Origin of the sequence: Haloferax sp. AS1 (assembly GCF_014530665.1) — an archaeon.
Classification (GTDB): Archaea; Halobacteriota; Halobacteria; order Halobacteriales; family Haloferacaceae; genus Haloferax; species Haloferax volcanii.
On record NZ_SPSA01000001.1, the window covers coordinates 238,184 to 255,984 of the forward strand.

Genomic DNA, 17,801 nt, shown 5'->3' on the forward strand with positions numbered 1-17,801 from the left:
TCGGACAACGACGCGGCCGCCGAAACGTCCGCTCAGTCGCTCTGGATGCGCGGGGCGAGCATGTACGTGATGGTGCCCATCCCTTCTGCGATTTGGTAGTGAAGCTTGACCGGGAACTCCTCGCCGAGTTCGACGGTGACCTCGGCGTCGGTCGGAATCGCCTTGTTCATGTCTTTGAGATAATCGAGCGAGAACAGCGAGTCGGCCGCGCCGGCTTCGATGCTGATGAGGTCTGCCGGGGGAAGCGACAGGTCCACGTCGTCGGTGTCACCTTCGGCCTCGATGTGGAACGTCTCTTCGGCGCCGTCGACGCGGAGGCGGATGTGGTCCGAAACCATGTCGGCCGCCTTGATACCGCGGTCGAGGTGCGTCCCTTCGAGGACGATGTTCGCTGCGAGGTCGAGGTCCGGGATGTCGGGCTCCTGGCGAATCGAGTCGGGGTCGATGAGCGCGAGCGTGTACGACAGCCCGTCGATGCGGATGTTGAGCTTGCGCGTCTCCTCGTCGAGCGTGAGGTGGATGAGGTCGCCCGAGCCCGCCATCCCGGCGACCTCTTCGAGGCGAGAGAGGTTGACGCCGATGACGCCGCCGTCGGCTTCGTAGGATTCGAACGCCGCCGCGTCGAGCGTGAGGTCCACCATGCCGACGTTCGCGGGGTCGACGGCGCGGATGGAGAGACTCTCCTCGTTGAGTCGAATCTTACACTCGTCGACGAGGACGCTCACGGAGTCGAGCGCGTCCCGGAGCGTCGCGGCGCTCACGATGGCCTTGAACATATGTGCCGTCGTACGACAGCGGTCTTAAAAATACTCCTGATTTGGACTCACCACAATATGATGTTCGCACGCTCTCCCGCGTGCGCGCTCCCGCGAGCACCCCACCGCTCCCCTCGGCTCCCCATGGGTGTTGTTGTCACTGCCTTCGTACATAGCTAATCCGACGATTTCGAGGGTTTCGGGCTTCAAAGCACTCAAATAGCTGATTGTGTAACTCCAGACCATGGCGAACGAGGAGACGAAGCCAGCCGCCCGCCGACGAGGTGCCGAGCGATGACCGACGCCGCCGATGTCGATGTTGACGCCGACGCCGACGCGACTACGACCCGCGTCGCCTTCGTCTGCGTCCAGAACGCCGGCCGGAGTCAGATGGCGACGGCCTTCGCCCGCCGGGAGCGCGACGAGCGCGGCGTCGGCGACCGCATCGAGGTCGTCACCGGCGGCACCGACCCCGCCGACCATGTCCACGACGAGGTCGTCGAGGTCATGGGCGAGAAGGGGTTCGACCTCGCCGACGAGACGCCCCGCGCAATCGAGCAGGACGAGATTATGAACGTGGATATCGTCGTCACGATGGGTTGTTCGGCCGAGGGCATCTGTCCCATGACGTGGCGCGGCGACGCCCGCGACTGGGACCTCGACGACCCGGACGGCCGGGACCTCGATGCGGTCCGGGCGATTCGCGACGACATCGAGGGGCGCGTTTCGGCGCTGTTCGACGAACTCGCGGGTTAGCCGAACAGCCGCTCTCGGAGCGACCGTCGCCGGGGGGCGCTCGGCCAGCAACACGGTCGTCTCGAGGTCGTCGAGCACGGACAGCGCCAGCGACCCGCCGACGAGTCGGGACAGCAGGCCGGTCTCCGTCGCGCCGACGAGGACGAGCGACTTGTCCGCCGCCGCCTCGCCGATGACGGTCTCCACGTCGCCCGTCTCGACCAGTTGCTCCACTCCGTGTAGGTCGTGTTCCGCGACCCACTGTTCGAGGAACTCCCGACCGGCCGCGACCTCGTCAGCGACGTGCAGCACCGAGATGTGCGCGTCGGTCGTCGCTTGCAGCGCTCGTGCGACCTCCGCGGAGAGGTCAGACGAGTGCCCGCCCGCCGTCGGGAGCAGCACCTCGCTCGGGTCGAACTCCTCCCCGTCGAGGACGACCACGTCGCACGGGAGGTCGTGCGTCAGTTCGTCGAGCGCGCCCTCGACCCGTCCGCCGGCGAGTTTCGCGCCGCTGTGGCCCATGATGACCCGGTCGACGCCGTGTTGGCGCGCCGCGTCGAACACCTCCGCGAGCCCCTCGTGGGAGAGAATCGTCCGCGTGTCGACCGGCACGTCCAGCTGTTCGACGTCGGCTCGCGCGTCGGCCATGAGCCGTTCGGACGCCTTCGAGATGCGGTCGCGTTGGTCGGCCGCGGCCGCCAGCGAGGTCTGGTCCGGGACCTGAATGACGTGGGTCGCGAGGACCCGCCCGCCGTCGAACTTCGCGAGCGCGGCCGCGAGCGTCACGAGCGCCCGCTCGGTTCGGGGGTTCGAAACCGCGACCATCGTCGTCGTCGCGGGCGCGTCGTCGATGCGACCCGACCCGTTCGGCGCGACCGTCGCCGCGGCGTCGACGACCGTGTTCGGTAGCTCGTCGCCCCGAGAGAGGATGTGCCGACCGAGAAGCCCCTGTCTGTCGGCGTTGTTGCGTGCGTACACGAAGTACCAGACCACGGCACCGACGACGAACAGCCCCGAAAGCAGGAGCTCTTCCCCGCCGACGAACGCCAGCAGTCCGAGCGAGAGCGCCATGCCGACGAGCGGCGTAACCGGGTACAGCGGCACGGTGAACGCCGGGTCGTACTCCGGGTCAGTCTCCCGGAAGACGATGAGCGCCGCGTTCATGAGCGCGTAGACGACGAGGTGGAGGACGCTCGCGGCTTTCGCCAACACCTCGATGTCTCGGCCGAGCGCCGCGATGAAGAGGATGATGACGGCACCCGTGACGAGAATCGACCGGTAGGGCGTCGCGTAGTTCGGGTGAATCTCGTTGAGCCAGTTGGTGACGATTCGGTCCCGGCCCATCGCGAAGTTGATTCGGGCCGACGCCAGAATCGACGCGTTCGCGCTGGAGGCGGTCGCGAGGAGCGCGCCCAGCGTCACGACGGTGACGGCGAGGCCGGCCAGCCCGCCGGGGAACGCGAGTTGCGTCGCCTGCGTCAGCGGCGCGCTCTGGCTCAGGTCCGGCCACGGCACCACGCCGAGCATGATGCTCACGAGAATCGCGTAGAGGACGGTGACGATGGCGACGCTCCCGATAACCGCCAGCGGGAGGTTCCGGCCGGGGTTCTTCAGCTCCTCGGCGACGGTCGCAATCTTCGCGTAGCCGAGAAACGAGACGAACACGAGCGCCGTCCCCGGCAGGATGGCACCGTAGCCGAACGGCGCGATACCGCCGTCACCGACGAGCGTTGCGACGTCGAACGACAGCCAGCCCTGGACCGCGAACAGGGCCAGAATCGCCAACAGGACGGTGACGATGACCGTCTGTACGCCGCCGGTCTCCTTGGCACCGATGTAGTTGACGCCCACGAAGACGGCCCCGGCGACGAGCGCGCCGACCTGCACCTCGTTGAGAAAGAGGAACTCCGGCATCGGCACGAGCGTCGCGAGGTACTGCCCGAAGCCGATGCTGTAAAACGCGGAGGCGAACGCCAGCCCCATCCAGTCGCCGAGGCCGGCGATAGAGCCGAACAGCGGCCCGAGCGCGCGGTTGACGTAGTAGTAGCCGCCGCCGGCTTTCGGCATCGCGGTGCCGAGTTCGGAGACCGAAAGCGCGTTCACCAGCGCGATGAGCCCCCCGACGACGAACGAGGCGACGACGACCGGGCCGGCGGTGCTGGCCGCGACGCCGGGTAGGACGAAGATGCCCGCGCCGATCATCGTCCCGATGCCGATAGTCAGCGCCGACAGGAGGCCGAGGTCCTTCGCGAGTTCCTCGTCGCTCATCCGTTGGCCTCCGTGCTGGGACCCTCGCTCCGTCGCTTCGGAACCCGCTGTTCGGGTCGGAGCGCCGCGCTGTCGGCCGTCTCGGTGACGTTCGTCTCGTGCATAGTCGCTACCCGGTTGTGTAACGATATAAGTTCTACCTTTTCACTTCGAATTCGAAAATAGAACTGAATATAATTTCTAAGAACGAAATCCCCGTGGGTCATCCGTCTCCGGGCTGGCTCGTCTTCGCGGTCCCTCACGGGCCGGTACGGGGCCGTCCTCACCTCGCGGCTCCTCGGTCGAGCAGTTCCGTCTCGCAAGACGGGCGTCGTCCAGACAAGCCTTATATGAAAACGCGGGGTAGCTAACTTCGCAAACCGAAACTCGACACAGTCACCGATGCCATATCGTAACACCGACCACCGGCTCGACGAGATTGACCGCCGCATCCTCTACGCCCTGATGGACGATGCGCGTAACACGTCCGCCAGCACGCTCGCGGCGGAGGCCGGCGTCTCCGGAGCCACTATCCGGAACCGAATCCACAAGCTCGAAGACTCCGGCATCATCCGCGGCAGCACCGCGCAGGTCGATTTCGAACTCGCCGGCGGGAAGCTCACGAACCTCTATCTCTGCGACGTTCCCGTGACCGAACGAGAGGCGCTCGCCCACGAGGCGCGGGCGATTCCGGGCGTCATCAACGTCCGGACGCTGATGACCGGTCGCCGCAACCTCCACGTCCTCGCGGTCGGCGAGAGCACCGGCGACCTCCGGCGCGTCGCGCGGTTGCTCACCGACATCGGCATCCACATCGAAGACGAAGACCTGCTCGAAGAGGAGCTGTTCGCCCCCTACGGCCCGTTCGACCCCGACGACGGCGGTCACGCGCCCGAAGCCAACGATTTCATCAGCCTCACCGGCGACGCGAGCGTCGTCGAGGTCCCCGTGCAGTCCGACGCGCCGATAGCCGGCCTCACGCTCGAAGACGCCTCCGAGCGGGGGATTCTCGACGACGAGACGCTCGTCATCGCCATCGAGCGGGGCGACCGCGAACTCACCCCGCACGGGGACACGGTCATCGAGCCGGACGACATCGTGACGGTTCTCTCCCGCGCCGGCGGGGACGCGGATGCGGACGCGCTGTCGGCGTTCCGCGGTCCACAGACGGAGTCGTCTCCGGGCTGACTTCGGCGGTGTCGCGTCCGCGGTCCCCGCGCTGGCAGCCGCGCCGCCCCGTCTCCGGGCGCTATCCGATGTGCCTTTCCGGGCTGACCACGTCACACCCGATATGAACGCGAATTCGCCGGCTGTTCCCACGCGGAACATCACGGGCAGTTCAACGAGGTAAGTATGGCACGGAAAGACCACTACTACAACAAGGCCAAACAGGAGGGCTACCGCGCCCGCTCGGCCTACAAGCTGAAGCAACTCGACGGCGACGCGGGTCTGTTCGGTCCCGGCAACACCGTCGTCGACCTCGGTGCCGCCCCCGGCGGGTGGCTCCAGGTCGCCTCCGAAGAAGTCGGTGACCACGGCAAGGTCGTCGGCGTCGACCTCCAGCGAATCCGCGGCATCGACCGCGACAACGTCCAGACGATTCGCGGCGACATGACCGAAGACGAGACGAAGGAGGAACTGACGGCCGTCATCGGTGAGCGCGGAGCCGACGCCGTCGTCTCCGACATGGCACCGAACATGACCGGCGAGTACTCGCTGGACCACGCCCGCTCGGTCTACCTCGCCCGACAGGCGTTCGAGGTCGCACAGGAGCTGTTGGCGACCGGCGGCGACTTCGCCGTGAAGGTGTTCGACGGCCCCGACGTGGCGGACCTCCGCGCCGACATGGAACGGGAGTTCCAGTACGTTCGGTCGATGCGCCCCGACGCCTCCCGCGATAGCTCCTCCGAGCAGTACCTCGTCGGCAAGCACTTCCTCACCGCCCCGGTTCGGAAGGGCGACGAACTCGACGTGGAAATCGTCGACGTGGGGAGCGAGGGCGACGGCATCGCCAAAGTCGAGGAGTTCACGCTGTTCGTCTCCGGGACGGAGGCGGGCGACACGCCGACGGTCCGCGTCACCGACGTGAAACCGCGGTTCGCGTTCGCTGAACCAATCGACGAGGAAGACTGAGACGACGACTGCGCGCCGATTCTCACGTCGGTTTCCGCGTCGAGTCCGGCGCGTCCCGTGCCCGCCCGCGACCGCGCCGACGGCTCCGCGCCCGCCGCAATTTGTGTCTAACTTCGGGCAACCATTATCCGTGTTTGACACGACTCTGCTCGTGTCACCCATGTCAGCAGATACGACGACCACCGAGTCCCAACCGTTGTTCACCGGCCTCCCGTCGGGTATCGTTCCGTACGTCGCCATCCTCGGGGCGTTGGCGTCCGTGTACGCCCACCTCTCTCTCGCGCCGGTGTTGATGCAGTTCGACCAGACGCAGGCGATTCTGTTCGTCCTCGCGGGCGTCGGCTTCCTCGCGGGCATCGCCGTCTACCTGAGCAAGTTCTGGCGGCGCGAGTTCTACCTCGTCGCCATCGCGTTCGCGCTCGCTCAAATCGCGGCGTGGGCCGTCATGAGCGGGCGAGTCAGCGAGATGGCGATTCTCTCGAAGGGCGGCGAGGCCGTCTTCAGCGCCGCGGCGGCGTACCTCTATCTGAGCGACTCGCCCGAGACCGACGGGGCCGCCTGAGCCACGTCCCGCGTTCGACCCGTCGCCCCGCCGTCTCGACGTTCTGGCGGTCCGCCGCCCCGTCGCATCTTTTCACTCAACGACCACGAGGTCGAGTCGGAGCCCCGTCCGGCAGCCCTTCCAACCGCCGCGACAGGCCCCGGTGGCGAGGATGTCGCCGAACGACGTGTAGGTCCCGCAGTTCGGACAGCGAATCCCCATCTCCATCCCGTCTCGCTCGGTGAGCCTGTGGCGGTGCTCGTCGGCCATACATCGTGTGGTATGCTACCAAAAGAGATAAGCCGTCCGTCGCCCCGGCCGGCGTCTCAGTCCGCGACCCAGCCGTCGGTCGAGGACTCGTCGTCGCCGCGGAGGAGCGCGACGGTCCCGTAGACGAACGGGGTGTCCACGATTGCGATGAGGAGCTTCAGGAGGTACTGCCCGACGGCGAGGCCGACGAGGACGTTCCACGGGAGCACGTCTCCGATGCCGAGGACCGTCGGCGCGGCGTAGAACCCGACGCCGACGAAGATGACCGTGTCGATGGCCTGACTCGTCGCCGTCGAGACGATGTTGCGGAGCCAGAGGAGCGAGCCGTCGGTCAGCTCGCGGATGCCGTGGAAGACGACGACGTCCCAGTTCTGACTCACGAGGTACGCGAGCAGGCTCCCGGCGACGACGTTCGTCCCCGACGAGAGCACCGTGGCGAACTGCGCGGCGAACTCGGGGTTCGCGGCAGGCGCGGCGATGGTGCTCCAGACGAGGCCGAGGAGGACGAAGTTCATGGCGAAGCCGACGTTCACCATGACCTGCGCCGCCCGGCGGCCGTACAGTTCGGAGTAACAGTCGGACGCGAAGAAGGTGAGCGCGTACGCCAGCGCCGCTCCCGGCATGAGGATGGCCGCGCCGACGAACGGGAGTTCGCCCACCGCCGACGGCAGGGGAATCGAAAGCAGTTTCGACGCCGTCAACTGCGCCGTCGTCAGCGCGGTGACGAACAGGCCGACGAGGGCGACTTGTCCGATGGCCGAGCGCCCCTCACTCATCTTCGACGAGGCGGTTGTGTCGGTCGTCGATTTCGTCGAGGATGTCGAGCGTCTTCCGGATGGACGCCCGAACCGCATCGCTTCGGTTCACGAACTTCTTGTCGTCGCCGACGTGCTCGTCTAAGTCCGCGAGCAGTTCGTCGGGTATCTCGACGCTTATCTTGGCCATACTCGGGGATTCTCGTGAGAATACTTAACGCCTTTTCAACGGCCTCAGCGGCGATATCTGGCGCGTCTTCGCGTCGTCGAGTCGACGGGGTCGTGACGCCCCTCGCGGGTGCGCCGCGCTCACTCCGCCGCGCCGCGGGCGGGCGAGAGGTCGCGCCGGCCGCCGACCGTCAGCACGAACAGGACGCCGAGACCGACGCCGTAGGCCGCCATCAGCGGGAGCGTCACCATGAACATCGTCGTGATGCTCGCGGGGGTGAACACCGCCGAGATGGCGAGGATGAACACCGTGACCTCGCGCCAGCGATTCCGCATCATCCGGTAGCTGATGCCGGCGGTGTTGAGAAGCACCATCAGGATGGGCACGTCGGCGAGGAGGCCGATGCCCGCGGTGGTGAAGAAGATGAGCCAGAAGAAGTTGGTGATGCGGTAGGAGATTATCATGTTCGCCGCGAGCGCGTCTTCGACGAGGAACGTGATGACCGTCGGCGCGACGTAGGTGTAGCCGAGCGCGAAGCCGCCGAGGAGGCCGCCGGCGAGCGCGCCGGTCCACACGAAGACCGTCCGGCGACGCTTGCGGATGATGTTGCGCTCGCGGAGCGCGGGCCACACGAAGTACGCGACGAGCGGGAGCGTCGCCAGCACGGCCAGAATCGTCGAGAACTTCACCTCGAAGATGAGCGCCTCCATCGGGTGGAGCGCGACGACGTTGAGGACTTCCTCGGGTCGCACGGCGGCTGGCAGTCGGCCGAGGAAGTCGTCGTACACGTCCCTGATACCGCCGGTGTAGAGCCAGCCGAACGTCGTCGCGAGGACGAGCATGAACCAGCCGACGACCCAGAACGCCCGCGAGGTGAGCGAGTCGACGATGAACGCGATGTCGGTGTAGTAGCCGCCGATGTCGTCCTCGTCGGTCTCGCCTTCGGTCAGTTCGGAGACGAACGCGCCGCCCGCGCGGGTCGTCCGGTCTTCGAGTTCGCCCGGTTCGTCTTCGGCGTCGGCCGCTTCGGCCTCGCGGTCCGCCTCGGCCTCGTCGAATCGGTCGATGAGCGCCTGCGCTTTGGCCTTGTCCCCGTCGTCGATGGCGGCCGACGCGAGGGCCATCACCTCGTCTTCTTCGAGGTCTGCGAACGCCTCCGGCGGCGCGGCGCGGACGCCCGCCACGTCGAGCGCCGAGAGGTCGAGTTTCGTCGGGTCACCGACGCCGACTTCGGTCCGTTCGAGTCGCTCGATGTCGCGGTAGACGAGGTAGGCGAGTCCGAACGCGAGGCCGACGACGCCGCCGGCGACGACGAACGCGCCCAACGCGACCCCCGAACCGGGAGCGAGGAACACGTAGTCGCTGCCGATTGCGGCGAGGCCGTCGTTCGCGAGTTCGACGCCGCCGTACTCGTAGAAGGCGTAGACGAGGAGGCCGCCGACGACGCCGACGCCCGCGAGGAGGTTCCAGTGGGTTGTCGCGGTCGATTTGACGTCCATCTTCTCGCTGCCGCGTTTGGCCGTGACGACCACGCGAGCGAGATAGAGGCTGAAGGCGTACAGCGAGATGACGGGCACCGCCCACATGATTTGGGTGAACGGGTCCGGCGGGGTGAACAGCGCGCCGAAGGCGAAGATGCCGACGATGGCGTGCCGCCACTTGTCGCGGAACAGCTCGTAGGGGACGATTTCGGCGTACGAGAGCCCGGTCATCGCGAGCGGGAGTTGGCTCGCGAGGCCGAACGAGAGCGTGAGCAGGAAGATGAACTGCGCCCACTTCACGATGGAGTAACTCGGCGTGAAGCCGGCGGAAATCGCGTTCTGCGCGAGGAACGCGAACGTGAACGGGAAGAAGACGAAGTAGCCGTAGGCGACCCCCGCGGCGAACAGCGCGACCATCGTCAGTCCGATGAGCGCGAGTTTCCACGGCGCGACGGGCGATTTAGGCCACGCGTCCCGCGCTTTCAGCGCGTCCCGCGAGACGTAGATAAACGGCGGAAGCGCGAACAGCACCCCCACGACGAGACCGATTTTGGCCTGCAAGAGAATCACGTCGAAGGGGGTCTGGGCGATGATGCTGACGTTGCCGGAGACGCTGGCGTCCATCTGCGCCTTGGTCACGCCACGGAAGAACTCCCAGACGTAGAGTCGGAGCGCGTAGAACGTGCCGAGGAACCCGACGAGGAAGACGATAAAGACCTTCTGGAGGTCTTTTTGCGCCGCTCGGAGCATCGCACCGGCGGTCTCGCGGCCCGCCGCGATGGTCTGTTGGGTGTCCTCGTCGAGGGCGCTGGACATACGTACGTGGCGAAAGCAGTCTGGCGGTTATCAATCTTTTTCACCGCGGGCGTGAGTTCGGCTCCCTCGGCGCGCCTCCTCGGGGCGATGCGAAAAGACCTATAACTGGCCGGAAGCGTAGGACACCTGAATGGCGGACGAGGAGCGTGACGCAGGGCTCTCTGCGGCCGACGACGAGACGGACGCCTCGGACGACACCGACCAGCGCTCGTCCGACGGCGACGCCGACGACGCCGACGACGCGTCTTCGTCGTCCGACGGTCCGGTTTACGGTCGAGTCACCCCGCGAGACGAGACCGTCACCCATGGGTCTGACGACGACGCTTCTGCCGACGCTGCTGCCGAGACGGCCGACGACGGCGACGACTCCGATTCCGATACCGATGCGGCTCCCGACGACGCAGATGATTCAGCTACCGATTCCGACGCCGATTCCGACGCCGACTCTGACGACGAACCGCGTCTCCTCGCGGACGACGAACACACGTCGCACGTTCCCGAGGGGACGTACGACGATTCGAGCGACGAGTCGGCTGACGACGCCGACCCGGACGCGGCGGCCGACGGCGCGAGCCCGGCGCTGACCGGCGAGGACGAGATGGGCGGTGTGGCCCCGTCGTCCGTCTCCGCCGAGGACGCCGACTTCGACGACCCCGAGTTCGAGAGCGACGACTTCGACGACGAGGACGCCGGCGGCCTCGTCGGCGAGGCCCCCGAGAGCGACCAGGAGATGCCGCTGACCGCGCACATCGAGGAGATGATTCGCCGGTTGGCGGTCGTCCTCGGCGTCGCCGGCGCGATTACGCTCGTGCTGTTTCCCGGCGCGGACATCCTCAACGCGCTCGTGGACACGCAGGCCGCCTTCGGCGTCCACATCCCGAGCGCGACCGACGTCATCAACTTCCTCTGGAACTCCCACATCCCCGGCGCGGAGACCATCGTCGACCGCCGGCCGCGGCTCTACGGCCCGCTCGAACTCATCCTCACCAAACTGAAGGTCGCCGGCCTCGCCGGGACCGTCATCGGCCTCCCCGTGTTCGTCTACGAGACGTACCTGTTCATGCGCCCCGGCCTCTACCCCAAAGAGCGCAAGTACTACCTCGCGGCCGTCCCGACGAGCCTCGTCCTCGCGCTCGTCGGCGTCCTCTTTGCCCACTTCGTGGTGCTGCCGGCCATCTTCGCGTACTTCACCTCCTACACCGAGGGGACCGCGGTCGTCGCGTTCGGCCTCAAGGAGACGTTCAACCTCATTCTCATCCTGATGGGCTACATGGCGGTCGTCTTCCAGATTCCGCTGTTCGTGGAACTGGCCATCATGATGAACCTCGTCACCCGACGGTGGCTCGAAGACCGCCGCCTGCTGTTCTGGGGCGCGTTCCTCGGCCTCGCGTTCCTCGTCAGCCCCGACCCGACCGGGATGGCCCCCATCATCATCGGCGCGACGATGATTACCCTGTTCGAGGGGACGCTCGCGGCCTTACGCTGGACCGGGAACTGACCGGCGTCTCGTTTTCCTCCCGTCGCTCCCTCGGCCGGGTCGTTCTGCCTCGCTTTCAGCGACGGCCGCCCGTTCAGAAGACCTATGTCATAATGATTGAAATAGTGACACGATGGCCGACCTCGTCGCCCTGTCTGCGGTCGCCCTCCCGCTCTGGTTCGCCGTGAGCGTCTGGGCCGGCATCGACGCGACCAGACACAGTTCGCACAACGCCTTCCTCTGGGGCCTCTCGGTGTTCGTCGGCGGGATTCTCGGCTTGACGCTGTACCTCAACCTCGGGCGCGACGAACCCGGGGTGGGCCGCCGCGCGGGTCAGTCGCGGTCGCCGGACGGCATCTCTTCCGCCCGTACCGAGACCGTCTCCTGTCCGAACTGCCACTCGCTGGAGGAAGCCGACCGGGATACCTGCCGTTTCTGCGGCGAGTCGCTGTAACGCGCCGAATCTCCCCGAGACCGCGGGGAATCACACTGCGTCCGACGACTCCGTCGCCTTCCGATTCTCGGCCGCGACCACTCCCTCGACGCGCGTCTTCAGCCCCTCGTTCATGGCGACGAATCCCGCCCGGGTTTGCTCGCCGACGAACCGCAACAGGAGTCCGGCGAGGACGCCCGAGAACGTCTCCGCGTGTTCGAACCGGGTGCGCTCGCCGCCGTCGAGCGGTTCGAGGCGGAACCGGTGTTCGCCGTCGAACAGCCCCGGAACCACGAGGTGGCCGACCCAGCGCAGTTCGCGGTGCTTCTCGCAGTGGGTCACGTCGGGTTCGAACTCCGATTCGCGCCCGCCCGGCGGTCGCAGGTGGACGGTGAGCGTCGCGCCTTCGTTCGGCCGCCCGGCGATTCGCATGAACGGGTTCCATTCGGGGTAGCGGTCGAAGTCGACGAGCGCCTCCCACACCCGCTCGGGCGGGGCGTCTATCTCGATGCTCGTGACGAGTTCGTGTGCCATACCTAACAGTTGGGCGGCCGAGACCGTGAATCTCGCGCGGAACGTTCATTGCCGGTGAGGAGAGAGACGGACGTATGGCAACCCTCCTTCTCGCCAGACACGGCGAGACGACGTGGAACCGCGCCGGGCGCGTACAGGGGTGGGCCCCTGTGTCGCTCACAGAGCGCGGCCGCGAGCAGGCCGACGCCCTCGCGCGCCACGTCGCGGACAGCTACGAGGTCGACCGCCTCGTCTCCTCCGACATCGAACGCGCCCAAGAGACCGCCCGCCCCGTCGCCCGCGAGCTCGGCCTCGAACCCGTCCTCGACTCGGCGTGGCGCGAGCGCGACGTGGGGTCGTTTCAGGGGCTCGAATTCGACGAACTCACCGACCGGTACCCGCAGTACTTCCTCTCGGCGGTCGGCGCGCCCGCCGCCCGCGAGCGCCCTCCGAGCGGCGAGAGCCTCGTCGAGGTCCGCCGCCGCGTCCTCAACGCTCACGAGGGACTCGCCGACTCGCTCGACGCCGACGAGACGGTGCTCGTCGTCAGCCACGGCGCGCCGATTCGGCTGTCGCTCGGTGAGGTGAAGGGCCTCGACATCGTCGAGACGATGCTGTCGCAACCGCTCGACAACGGCGGCATCTGCGAGTTCGAAGTCGAACTGAGAAACGACGGCGACGAACCGCTCGTCCACGTCGTCGCCGAGAACGAGACGCGATTTCTGACGGCGTAAGCGTTCTGCGGTCGATTTTCGGCGCGGTCGCGGCGCTCGTTTCCTCGCGGTTCCTTACTTCCGCATCGGATAGTCCTGCGCGAACACGTCGTCCACGAGGAGGTCGTCGTCGCCCGCGTCGGCGTCCGTCTCCGCCTCGGCCCCGGGGCTGACGCTCCCGGTCCGGTAGCCGTGGAGGTCGAGCGTGACGTGGTCGAAGCCGGCGTCCTTCAGGTGGTCGCGGGCGGCGCGGACGAAGTCGGCGTCGAGGGCGCGGTCGAGTTCCTCCGGCGCGACCTCGATGCGGGCGAGGCCGTCGTGGTCGCGGACGCGGAACTGCTCGAAGCCCCACGTCCGGAGAATCGTCTCCGCGCGCTCGACCCGCGAGAGCCGTTCCTCGGTGACTTCGAGGCCGGTCGGAATCCGCGAGGAGAGACAGGCCATCGAGGGCTTGTCTGCGACCGACAGGTCGTAGTCGTCGGCGATGGCGCGGACCTCCTCTTTCGTGATGTCGTGGGCCAAAAGCGGCGACAGCACCTCTAACTCCTCGACGGCGCGGAGGCCGGGGCGGTGACCCTCGCCGGGGTCCGAGGCGTTGGTCCCGTCGCAGACGGCCTCGATGCCGCGGTCGCGGGCGGCCTCGTACATCCGGCCGAGGCGCATCGTCCGGCAGTGGTAACACCGGTCGTCGTCGTTGGCGACGAAGTCGGGGTTGTCCAACTCGGAGAACTCGACGGTCAGGTGTTCGATGCCGATTTCCTCGGCGACGCGCTTCGCGTCGTCCAACTCGGCGTCCGGCAGGGTCTCGCTTTTCGCGGTGCAGGCGACCGCGTCGTCACCGAGCGCCTCGTGGGCGAGTGCGGCGACCACGCTGGAGTCCACGCCGCCCGAAAAGGCGATGAGGACGCTCTCGCGCTCCGCGAGCGCCTCGCGTACTGCGTCGGCCTTCGCCGCGACGTCTCGCTCGCTCATGGCCTCCTTTCCCGGCCGACGGGCAAAAGCCCCTCGCCCCCGGCGCGAACGACCGCGAAGGGCGCACGCGCCGTCGAATCGGCCGCGACAGGCGCTCCCGCGTCGATGCGACCCGCCCGTCGTCCCGGAGTCACCACCCCGCGACTTTTTGTCCTATGCCGCGATAGGTCCGCCCGAATGGACTTCGAGACCATCCCGGGCGTCGGCGAGAAGACGGCCGCCGCGCTCGCGGAACTCGACGACGCCGAGCGAGCCCTCACCGACGGCGACGTGGCGGCGCTCGCGCGGGCACCGGGGCTCACGGAGGGCAGGGCGGCGGCCATCGCCCGCGGCGCGATTCGCCGCGACCACGACGACCCCGGCGGCTTCCTCGCCACCGACCGCGCCTCGGAAATCTACCGCGACGCGCTCGGTCTCTTGCAGGCGCGGACGGTCACGACGTACGCCGAGAAGCGACTGGAGACGCTGTTTCCCACCGGGTCGGCCTCGCGCATCGAGGAGGTCCGGGCGTTCGCCGCCGACGCGACCGACCTCGACCCCGACCCGGACGTGCTCGCGGCGCTGTCGGGCGTCGAACCCCTCGCGGACCCGACGCCGCGTCGCGTCCGCGAGCGCTGTATCGCCACCGCCGACGCGGAGCGCTACGCCGCCGCCAAGGAGGCGTTTCCCGAACTCTCAATCGAGGTCGTCGAAGACGGCCGCGACATCGCCGAACTCGCGCGGTCGTACTCGACGGTGGTCGTCCTCGACGAGTCGTTCGCCGGCATCGACGTGGACGGTGACGTGCGCGTCCTCCCCGACGCCGCCGAGCGGACCGACGAGGTCGTCCCCGAGCGACTGCTGGCCTTCTTCGCCGCGAACCGCGAGGCCTTGGAGGCGGCCGCCGCGGTCCACGAAGCGGCCGAACTCGACCCGCCCTGCGACCTCGCCGCCCTCCGCGACGCCCTGTCCCGACTGGCGGACGACGGGACCGTCCTCGGAGACGACGAACTCGAACGCCTCTCGAACGCGGTGGACGACCTCGACACCGCCGTCTCGACCGCCGAATCGGTCGCCAACGACCGCCTCCGCGACGTGATTCGCGAGCGCGACGTGACCATCGAGGGGACCGACTTCCTGTCGCTCGTCGAGCAGGGCGCGCGCGTCGACTCCCTGCTGTCGCGCGAACTCGAAGACGAGTTCGACGAGGCGCTTTCGGCCGCCCGCGACCACCTCGTGGAGTCGCTGTCGCTGCGCCCCGGCGAGGCCGACCTCACGGAGCGGGTGTTTCCCGACGACCCGTCGTTCCCGCTCGGCCACGACGAGGAGGCGGTCGGCCGCCTCCGAACCGAACTGAAGGCCGCCCGCGACCGCCGCGCCGCGAAGCTGAAAGCCGGTCTCGCCGCCGACCTCGGCGAGCTGCGCGACCCCGTCGAGACGCTGGTCCGCGACGCGCTCGAACTCGACGTGCGCCTCGCCGTCTCGCGGTTCGCCCACGATTTCGACTGCGTCTTCCCCGAGTTCACCGGCGCGGCCGGAAACGACGGTGCCGGCTCGTTCGCCATCGAGGCCGGCCGCTCGCCCCTCCTCGACGTGGACTTCGCGGACGTCGACCCCGTGGACTACGAGGTGTCGGGCGTCACGCTCCTCTCGGGCGTCAACAGCGGGGGCAAGACCTCGACGCTCGACCTCGTGGGCCTCGTCGTCGTCCTCGCGCACATGGGGCTTCCCGTCCCCGCCGAGTCGGTCCGCCTCTCGCGGTTTTCCGAACTCCACTACTACGCCAAGTCGCAGGGCACCCTCGACGCCGGCGCGTTCGAGAGCACGCTCCGCGACTTCGCCGCGCTCACCGACGGCGCGGCCGACCGCCTCGTCCTCGTGGACGAACTGGAGAGCATCACCGAACCCGGCGCGTCGGCCAAAATCATCGCCGGCATCCTCGAAGAACTCGCGGAACAGGGCGCGGCGGCCGTGTTCGTCTCCCACCTCGCCGGCGGCATCCGCGAGGCGGCGGACGTGTCGGTCGCGGTCGACGGCATCGAGGCCGTCGGACTGGAAGACGGCGAACTCGTCGTCAACCGCTCGCCCGTGAAGGACCACCTCGCGCGGTCGACCCCGGAACTCATCGTGGAGAAACTGGCCGGCGAGAACGAGACGAGTTTCTACGGGCGACTGCTGGAGAAGTTCGACTGACGCGGCCGCCAGCGCCAACACACGATTTATCTTAACACGCCGACAACTTCGCCCGTGCCCTCCGATTCGCTCTCCCCCGAGGAACGACAGCAGTACGACCTCGTCTACCACGCCACGAAGAACGCCATCTGGGACGTGCTCGGAACCGCTGTCTATCTGCTGTTTTTGCTGTTCGGCGGGTTCCTCGTGCTGTCCGTCTTCGTGCTTCCGGCGCTGAGCGCGCTCTCGCGGACCGGCGGGACGCCCGTCGTCCTCGGTATCGGCGCGGTCGGACTGATTTTGATTGTCGCCATCGGCTACCGAATCGTCCGGCTCCTTCAGTAAGTGACGTACCGGCTCGCGACCTCCCACCGGACCGCGGCGACGACGCCGACCGCGAGCGAGACGACGCCCGTCCGCCCCCCGTCGGACGCCGGCGCGGTAAACGATTAAGTCCCCCGCGCGTGGTACTTTACTCGATGAGGGAGGACCCCGAAGAGGGGATGCTGTCGTGGGACGAGACGGTGTTCCGCGACGAACACGTCTTCGAAATCGACCACGTTCCGGAGACGTTCAACCACCGCGAGAGCCAACTGCGGAGCCTGAAGTACGCGCTTCGGCCCGCGGTCCGCGGCTCTCGCCCCCTGAACACGATGGTGCGTGGGCCGCCGGGGACGGGCAAGACCACCGCGGTCCAGAAGCTGTTCGGCGAGTTGGGCACGCAGTCGGGCGTCCGGACCGTCCGGGTGAACTGCCAGGTCGACTCGACGCGCTACGCGGTGTTCTCGCGCGTCTTCGAGCACATCTTCGAGTACGAACCCCCGTCGTCGGGCATCTCGTTCAAGAAACTGTTCGGCCAGATAACCGACCGCCTCGTCGAGGACGACGAGGTGCTCGTCGTCGCGCTCGACGACGTGAACTACCTGTTCTACGAGAACGAGGCGTCCGACACGCTCTACTCGCTGTTGCGCGCCCACGAGGCGCACTCCGGCGCGCGCATCGGCGTCATCATCATCTCGTCGGACCTCTCGCTCGACGTCATCGACGAACTCGACGGGCGCGTCCAGAGCGTCTTCCGGCCCGAGGAGGTGTTCTTCCCCCGCTACGACGTGGACGAAATCGTCGATATCCTCCGCGGGCGGTCGAAACGCGGCTTCCACGAGGACGTTATCGGCGCGCCCGAACTCGACCAGGTCGCGGAGTTCACCGCCGATAGCGGCGACCTCCGGGTCGGCATCGACCTGCTCCGTCGCGCGGGCCTCCACGCCGAGATGCGCGCCTCCCGAACCGTCGACATGGAGGACGTGGAGGCCGCCTACGACAAGTCGAAGTACGTCCACCTCTCGCGGTGTCTGCAAGGGCTTTCGGACCCCGAGCGCGAACTCGTCCGGGTCGTCGCCGAGTACGACGGCGAGCGCGCCGGCGCGGTGTACGACGCGTTCAACGAGGCGACCGGCCTCGGCTACACGCGCTACTCCGAACTCGTGAACAAACTGGACCAACTGGGCGTCATCGAGGCCCGATACACCGAAATCGAGGGACGCGGTCGCACCCGCGCCATCTCGCTCGCCTACGACGCGGACGCGGTCTTGGACCGCCTCTGAGGGCGTCTCTCCCGCCCCGTTTCAGGACAATTTTTA

General features: G+C 67.6%; 17 protein-coding genes and 1 pseudogene. 10 read left to right on the top strand and 8 right to left on the bottom strand.

Going from position 1 to position 17,801, the window contains the following annotated elements:
- Window positions 1-32: 32 nt before the first annotated feature.
- Window positions 33-776, bottom strand: a complete 744-nt coding sequence (locus E4P24_RS01255; protein ID WP_004065599.1) for a DNA polymerase sliding clamp — start codon at window positions 774-776, stop codon at window positions 33-35.
- A 273-nt stretch (window positions 777-1,049) separates the two neighbouring features.
- Between E4P24_RS01255 and E4P24_RS01260 the strand changes: the two genes are divergently transcribed.
- Window positions 1,050-1,511 carry a low molecular weight phosphatase family protein gene (locus tag E4P24_RS01260; protein ID WP_115860615.1) on the top strand — a complete coding sequence of 154 codons (462 nt, stop codon included), beginning with the start codon at window positions 1,050-1,052 and terminating at the stop codon, window positions 1,509-1,511.
- Here the strand turns inward: E4P24_RS01260 and E4P24_RS01265 are convergent.
- Window positions 1,508-3,758: pseudogene (locus tag E4P24_RS01265) on the bottom strand (amino acid permease). The gene E4P24_RS01260 and the pseudogene E4P24_RS01265 sit on opposite strands and share 4 nt — an antisense overlap.
- Window positions 3,759-4,139: 381 nt before the next feature.
- Between E4P24_RS01265 and E4P24_RS01270 the strand changes: the two are divergent.
- The 3 genes from E4P24_RS01270 (at window position 4,140) to E4P24_RS01280 (ending at window position 6,432) form a co-directional block, all read left to right on the top strand.
- On the top strand, window positions 4,140-4,925 hold the full coding sequence (locus tag E4P24_RS01270) for an Lrp/AsnC family transcriptional regulator (RefSeq protein WP_004065591.1): 786 nt from the start codon (window positions 4,140-4,142) through the stop codon (window positions 4,923-4,925).
- 165 nt (window positions 4,926-5,090) lie between these two features.
- Window positions 5,091-5,870 (top strand): 23S rRNA (uridine(2552)-2'-O)-methyltransferase, encoded by a 780-nt coding sequence (locus E4P24_RS01275; protein WP_115802046.1) that lies wholly within the window; start codon window positions 5,091-5,093, stop codon window positions 5,868-5,870.
- Window positions 5,871-6,030: 160 nt separating this feature from the next.
- Window positions 6,031-6,432: a hypothetical protein gene (locus E4P24_RS01280; RefSeq protein WP_004045295.1), complete on the top strand. Its 402-nt coding sequence runs from the start codon at window positions 6,031-6,033 to the stop codon at window positions 6,430-6,432.
- 72 nt (window positions 6,433-6,504) lie between these two features.
- Here E4P24_RS01280 and E4P24_RS01285 read toward each other — a convergent pair whose 3' ends face one another.
- From E4P24_RS01285 to tatCt, 4 genes are all read right to left on the bottom strand, one after another.
- Window positions 6,505-6,681, bottom strand: coding sequence for a hypothetical protein (locus E4P24_RS01285; protein WP_004065585.1), 177 nt, complete (start codon window positions 6,679-6,681; stop codon window positions 6,505-6,507).
- Between the two features lie 56 nt (window positions 6,682-6,737).
- Entirely contained in the window at window positions 6,738-7,457 is a 720-nt protein-coding gene (locus tag E4P24_RS01290) for a queuosine precursor transporter (protein ID WP_004045297.1), read from the bottom strand.
- On the bottom strand, window positions 7,450-7,626 hold the full coding sequence (locus E4P24_RS01295; protein ID WP_004045298.1) for a ribbon-helix-helix domain-containing protein: 177 nt from the start codon (window positions 7,624-7,626) through the stop codon (window positions 7,450-7,452). The genes E4P24_RS01290 and E4P24_RS01295 overlap by 8 nt, the downstream gene beginning before the upstream one ends.
- Window positions 7,627-7,745: 119 nt before the next feature.
- A complete protein-coding gene (tatCt, locus tag E4P24_RS01300) occupies window positions 7,746-9,902 on the bottom strand; it encodes a Sec-independent protein translocase protein TatCt (protein WP_004065582.1) in 2,157 nt (718 codons plus the stop codon).
- Window positions 9,903-10,032: 130 nt separating this feature from the next.
- On the opposite strand from tatCt, the gene tatCo reads away from it, so the two are divergent.
- Both tatCo and E4P24_RS01310 read left to right on the top strand, forming a co-directional pair.
- Window positions 10,033-11,400 carry a Sec-independent protein translocase protein TatCo gene (gene tatCo / locus E4P24_RS01305; protein WP_115860613.1) on the top strand — a complete coding sequence of 456 codons (1,368 nt, stop codon included), beginning with the start codon at window positions 10,033-10,035 and terminating at the stop codon, window positions 11,398-11,400.
- A gap of 112 nt (window positions 11,401-11,512) precedes the next feature.
- Window positions 11,513-11,833 (top strand): hypothetical protein, encoded by a 321-nt coding sequence (locus E4P24_RS01310; protein ID WP_115860611.1) that lies wholly within the window; start codon window positions 11,513-11,515, stop codon window positions 11,831-11,833.
- 30 nt (window positions 11,834-11,863) lie between these two features.
- Here the strand turns inward: E4P24_RS01310 and E4P24_RS01315 are convergent, their stop codons facing one another.
- Complete coding sequence (locus tag E4P24_RS01315; protein WP_115802049.1) at window positions 11,864-12,346, bottom strand: SRPBCC domain-containing protein; 483 nt, start codon at window positions 12,344-12,346, stop codon at window positions 11,864-11,866.
- Window positions 12,347-12,420: 74 nt separating this feature from the next.
- Here E4P24_RS01315 and E4P24_RS01320 point away from each other — a divergent pair, with 74 nt between their 5' ends.
- Window positions 12,421-13,059 (top strand): histidine phosphatase family protein, encoded by a 639-nt coding sequence (locus E4P24_RS01320; RefSeq protein WP_004065573.1) that lies wholly within the window; start codon window positions 12,421-12,423, stop codon window positions 13,057-13,059.
- A 54-nt stretch (window positions 13,060-13,113) separates the two neighbouring features.
- On the opposite strand, the gene larE is transcribed toward E4P24_RS01320, so the two are convergent.
- Window positions 13,114-14,010 carry an ATP-dependent sacrificial sulfur transferase LarE gene (gene larE / locus E4P24_RS01325; RefSeq protein WP_004065572.1) on the bottom strand — a complete coding sequence of 299 codons (897 nt, stop codon included), beginning with the start codon at window positions 14,008-14,010 and terminating at the stop codon, window positions 13,114-13,116.
- A gap of 177 nt (window positions 14,011-14,187) precedes the next feature.
- Between larE and E4P24_RS01330 the strand changes: the two genes are divergently transcribed.
- From E4P24_RS01330 to E4P24_RS01340, 3 genes are all read left to right on the top strand, one after another.
- The gene (locus E4P24_RS01330) at window positions 14,188-16,182 is read left to right on the top strand and encodes an endonuclease MutS2 (RefSeq protein WP_115891745.1); all 1,995 of its coding nucleotides are present in this window, start codon (window positions 14,188-14,190) and stop codon (window positions 16,180-16,182) included.
- A 54-nt stretch (window positions 16,183-16,236) separates the two neighbouring features.
- Window positions 16,237-16,506 carry a hypothetical protein gene (locus tag E4P24_RS01335; RefSeq protein ID WP_008606091.1) on the top strand — a complete coding sequence of 90 codons (270 nt, stop codon included), beginning with the start codon at window positions 16,237-16,239 and terminating at the stop codon, window positions 16,504-16,506.
- 134 nt (window positions 16,507-16,640) lie between these two features.
- Window positions 16,641-17,765: an ORC1-type DNA replication protein gene (locus tag E4P24_RS01340; RefSeq protein WP_004045308.1), complete on the top strand. Its 1,125-nt coding sequence runs from the start codon at window positions 16,641-16,643 to the stop codon at window positions 17,763-17,765.
- Window positions 17,766-17,801: the final 36 nt, after the last annotated feature.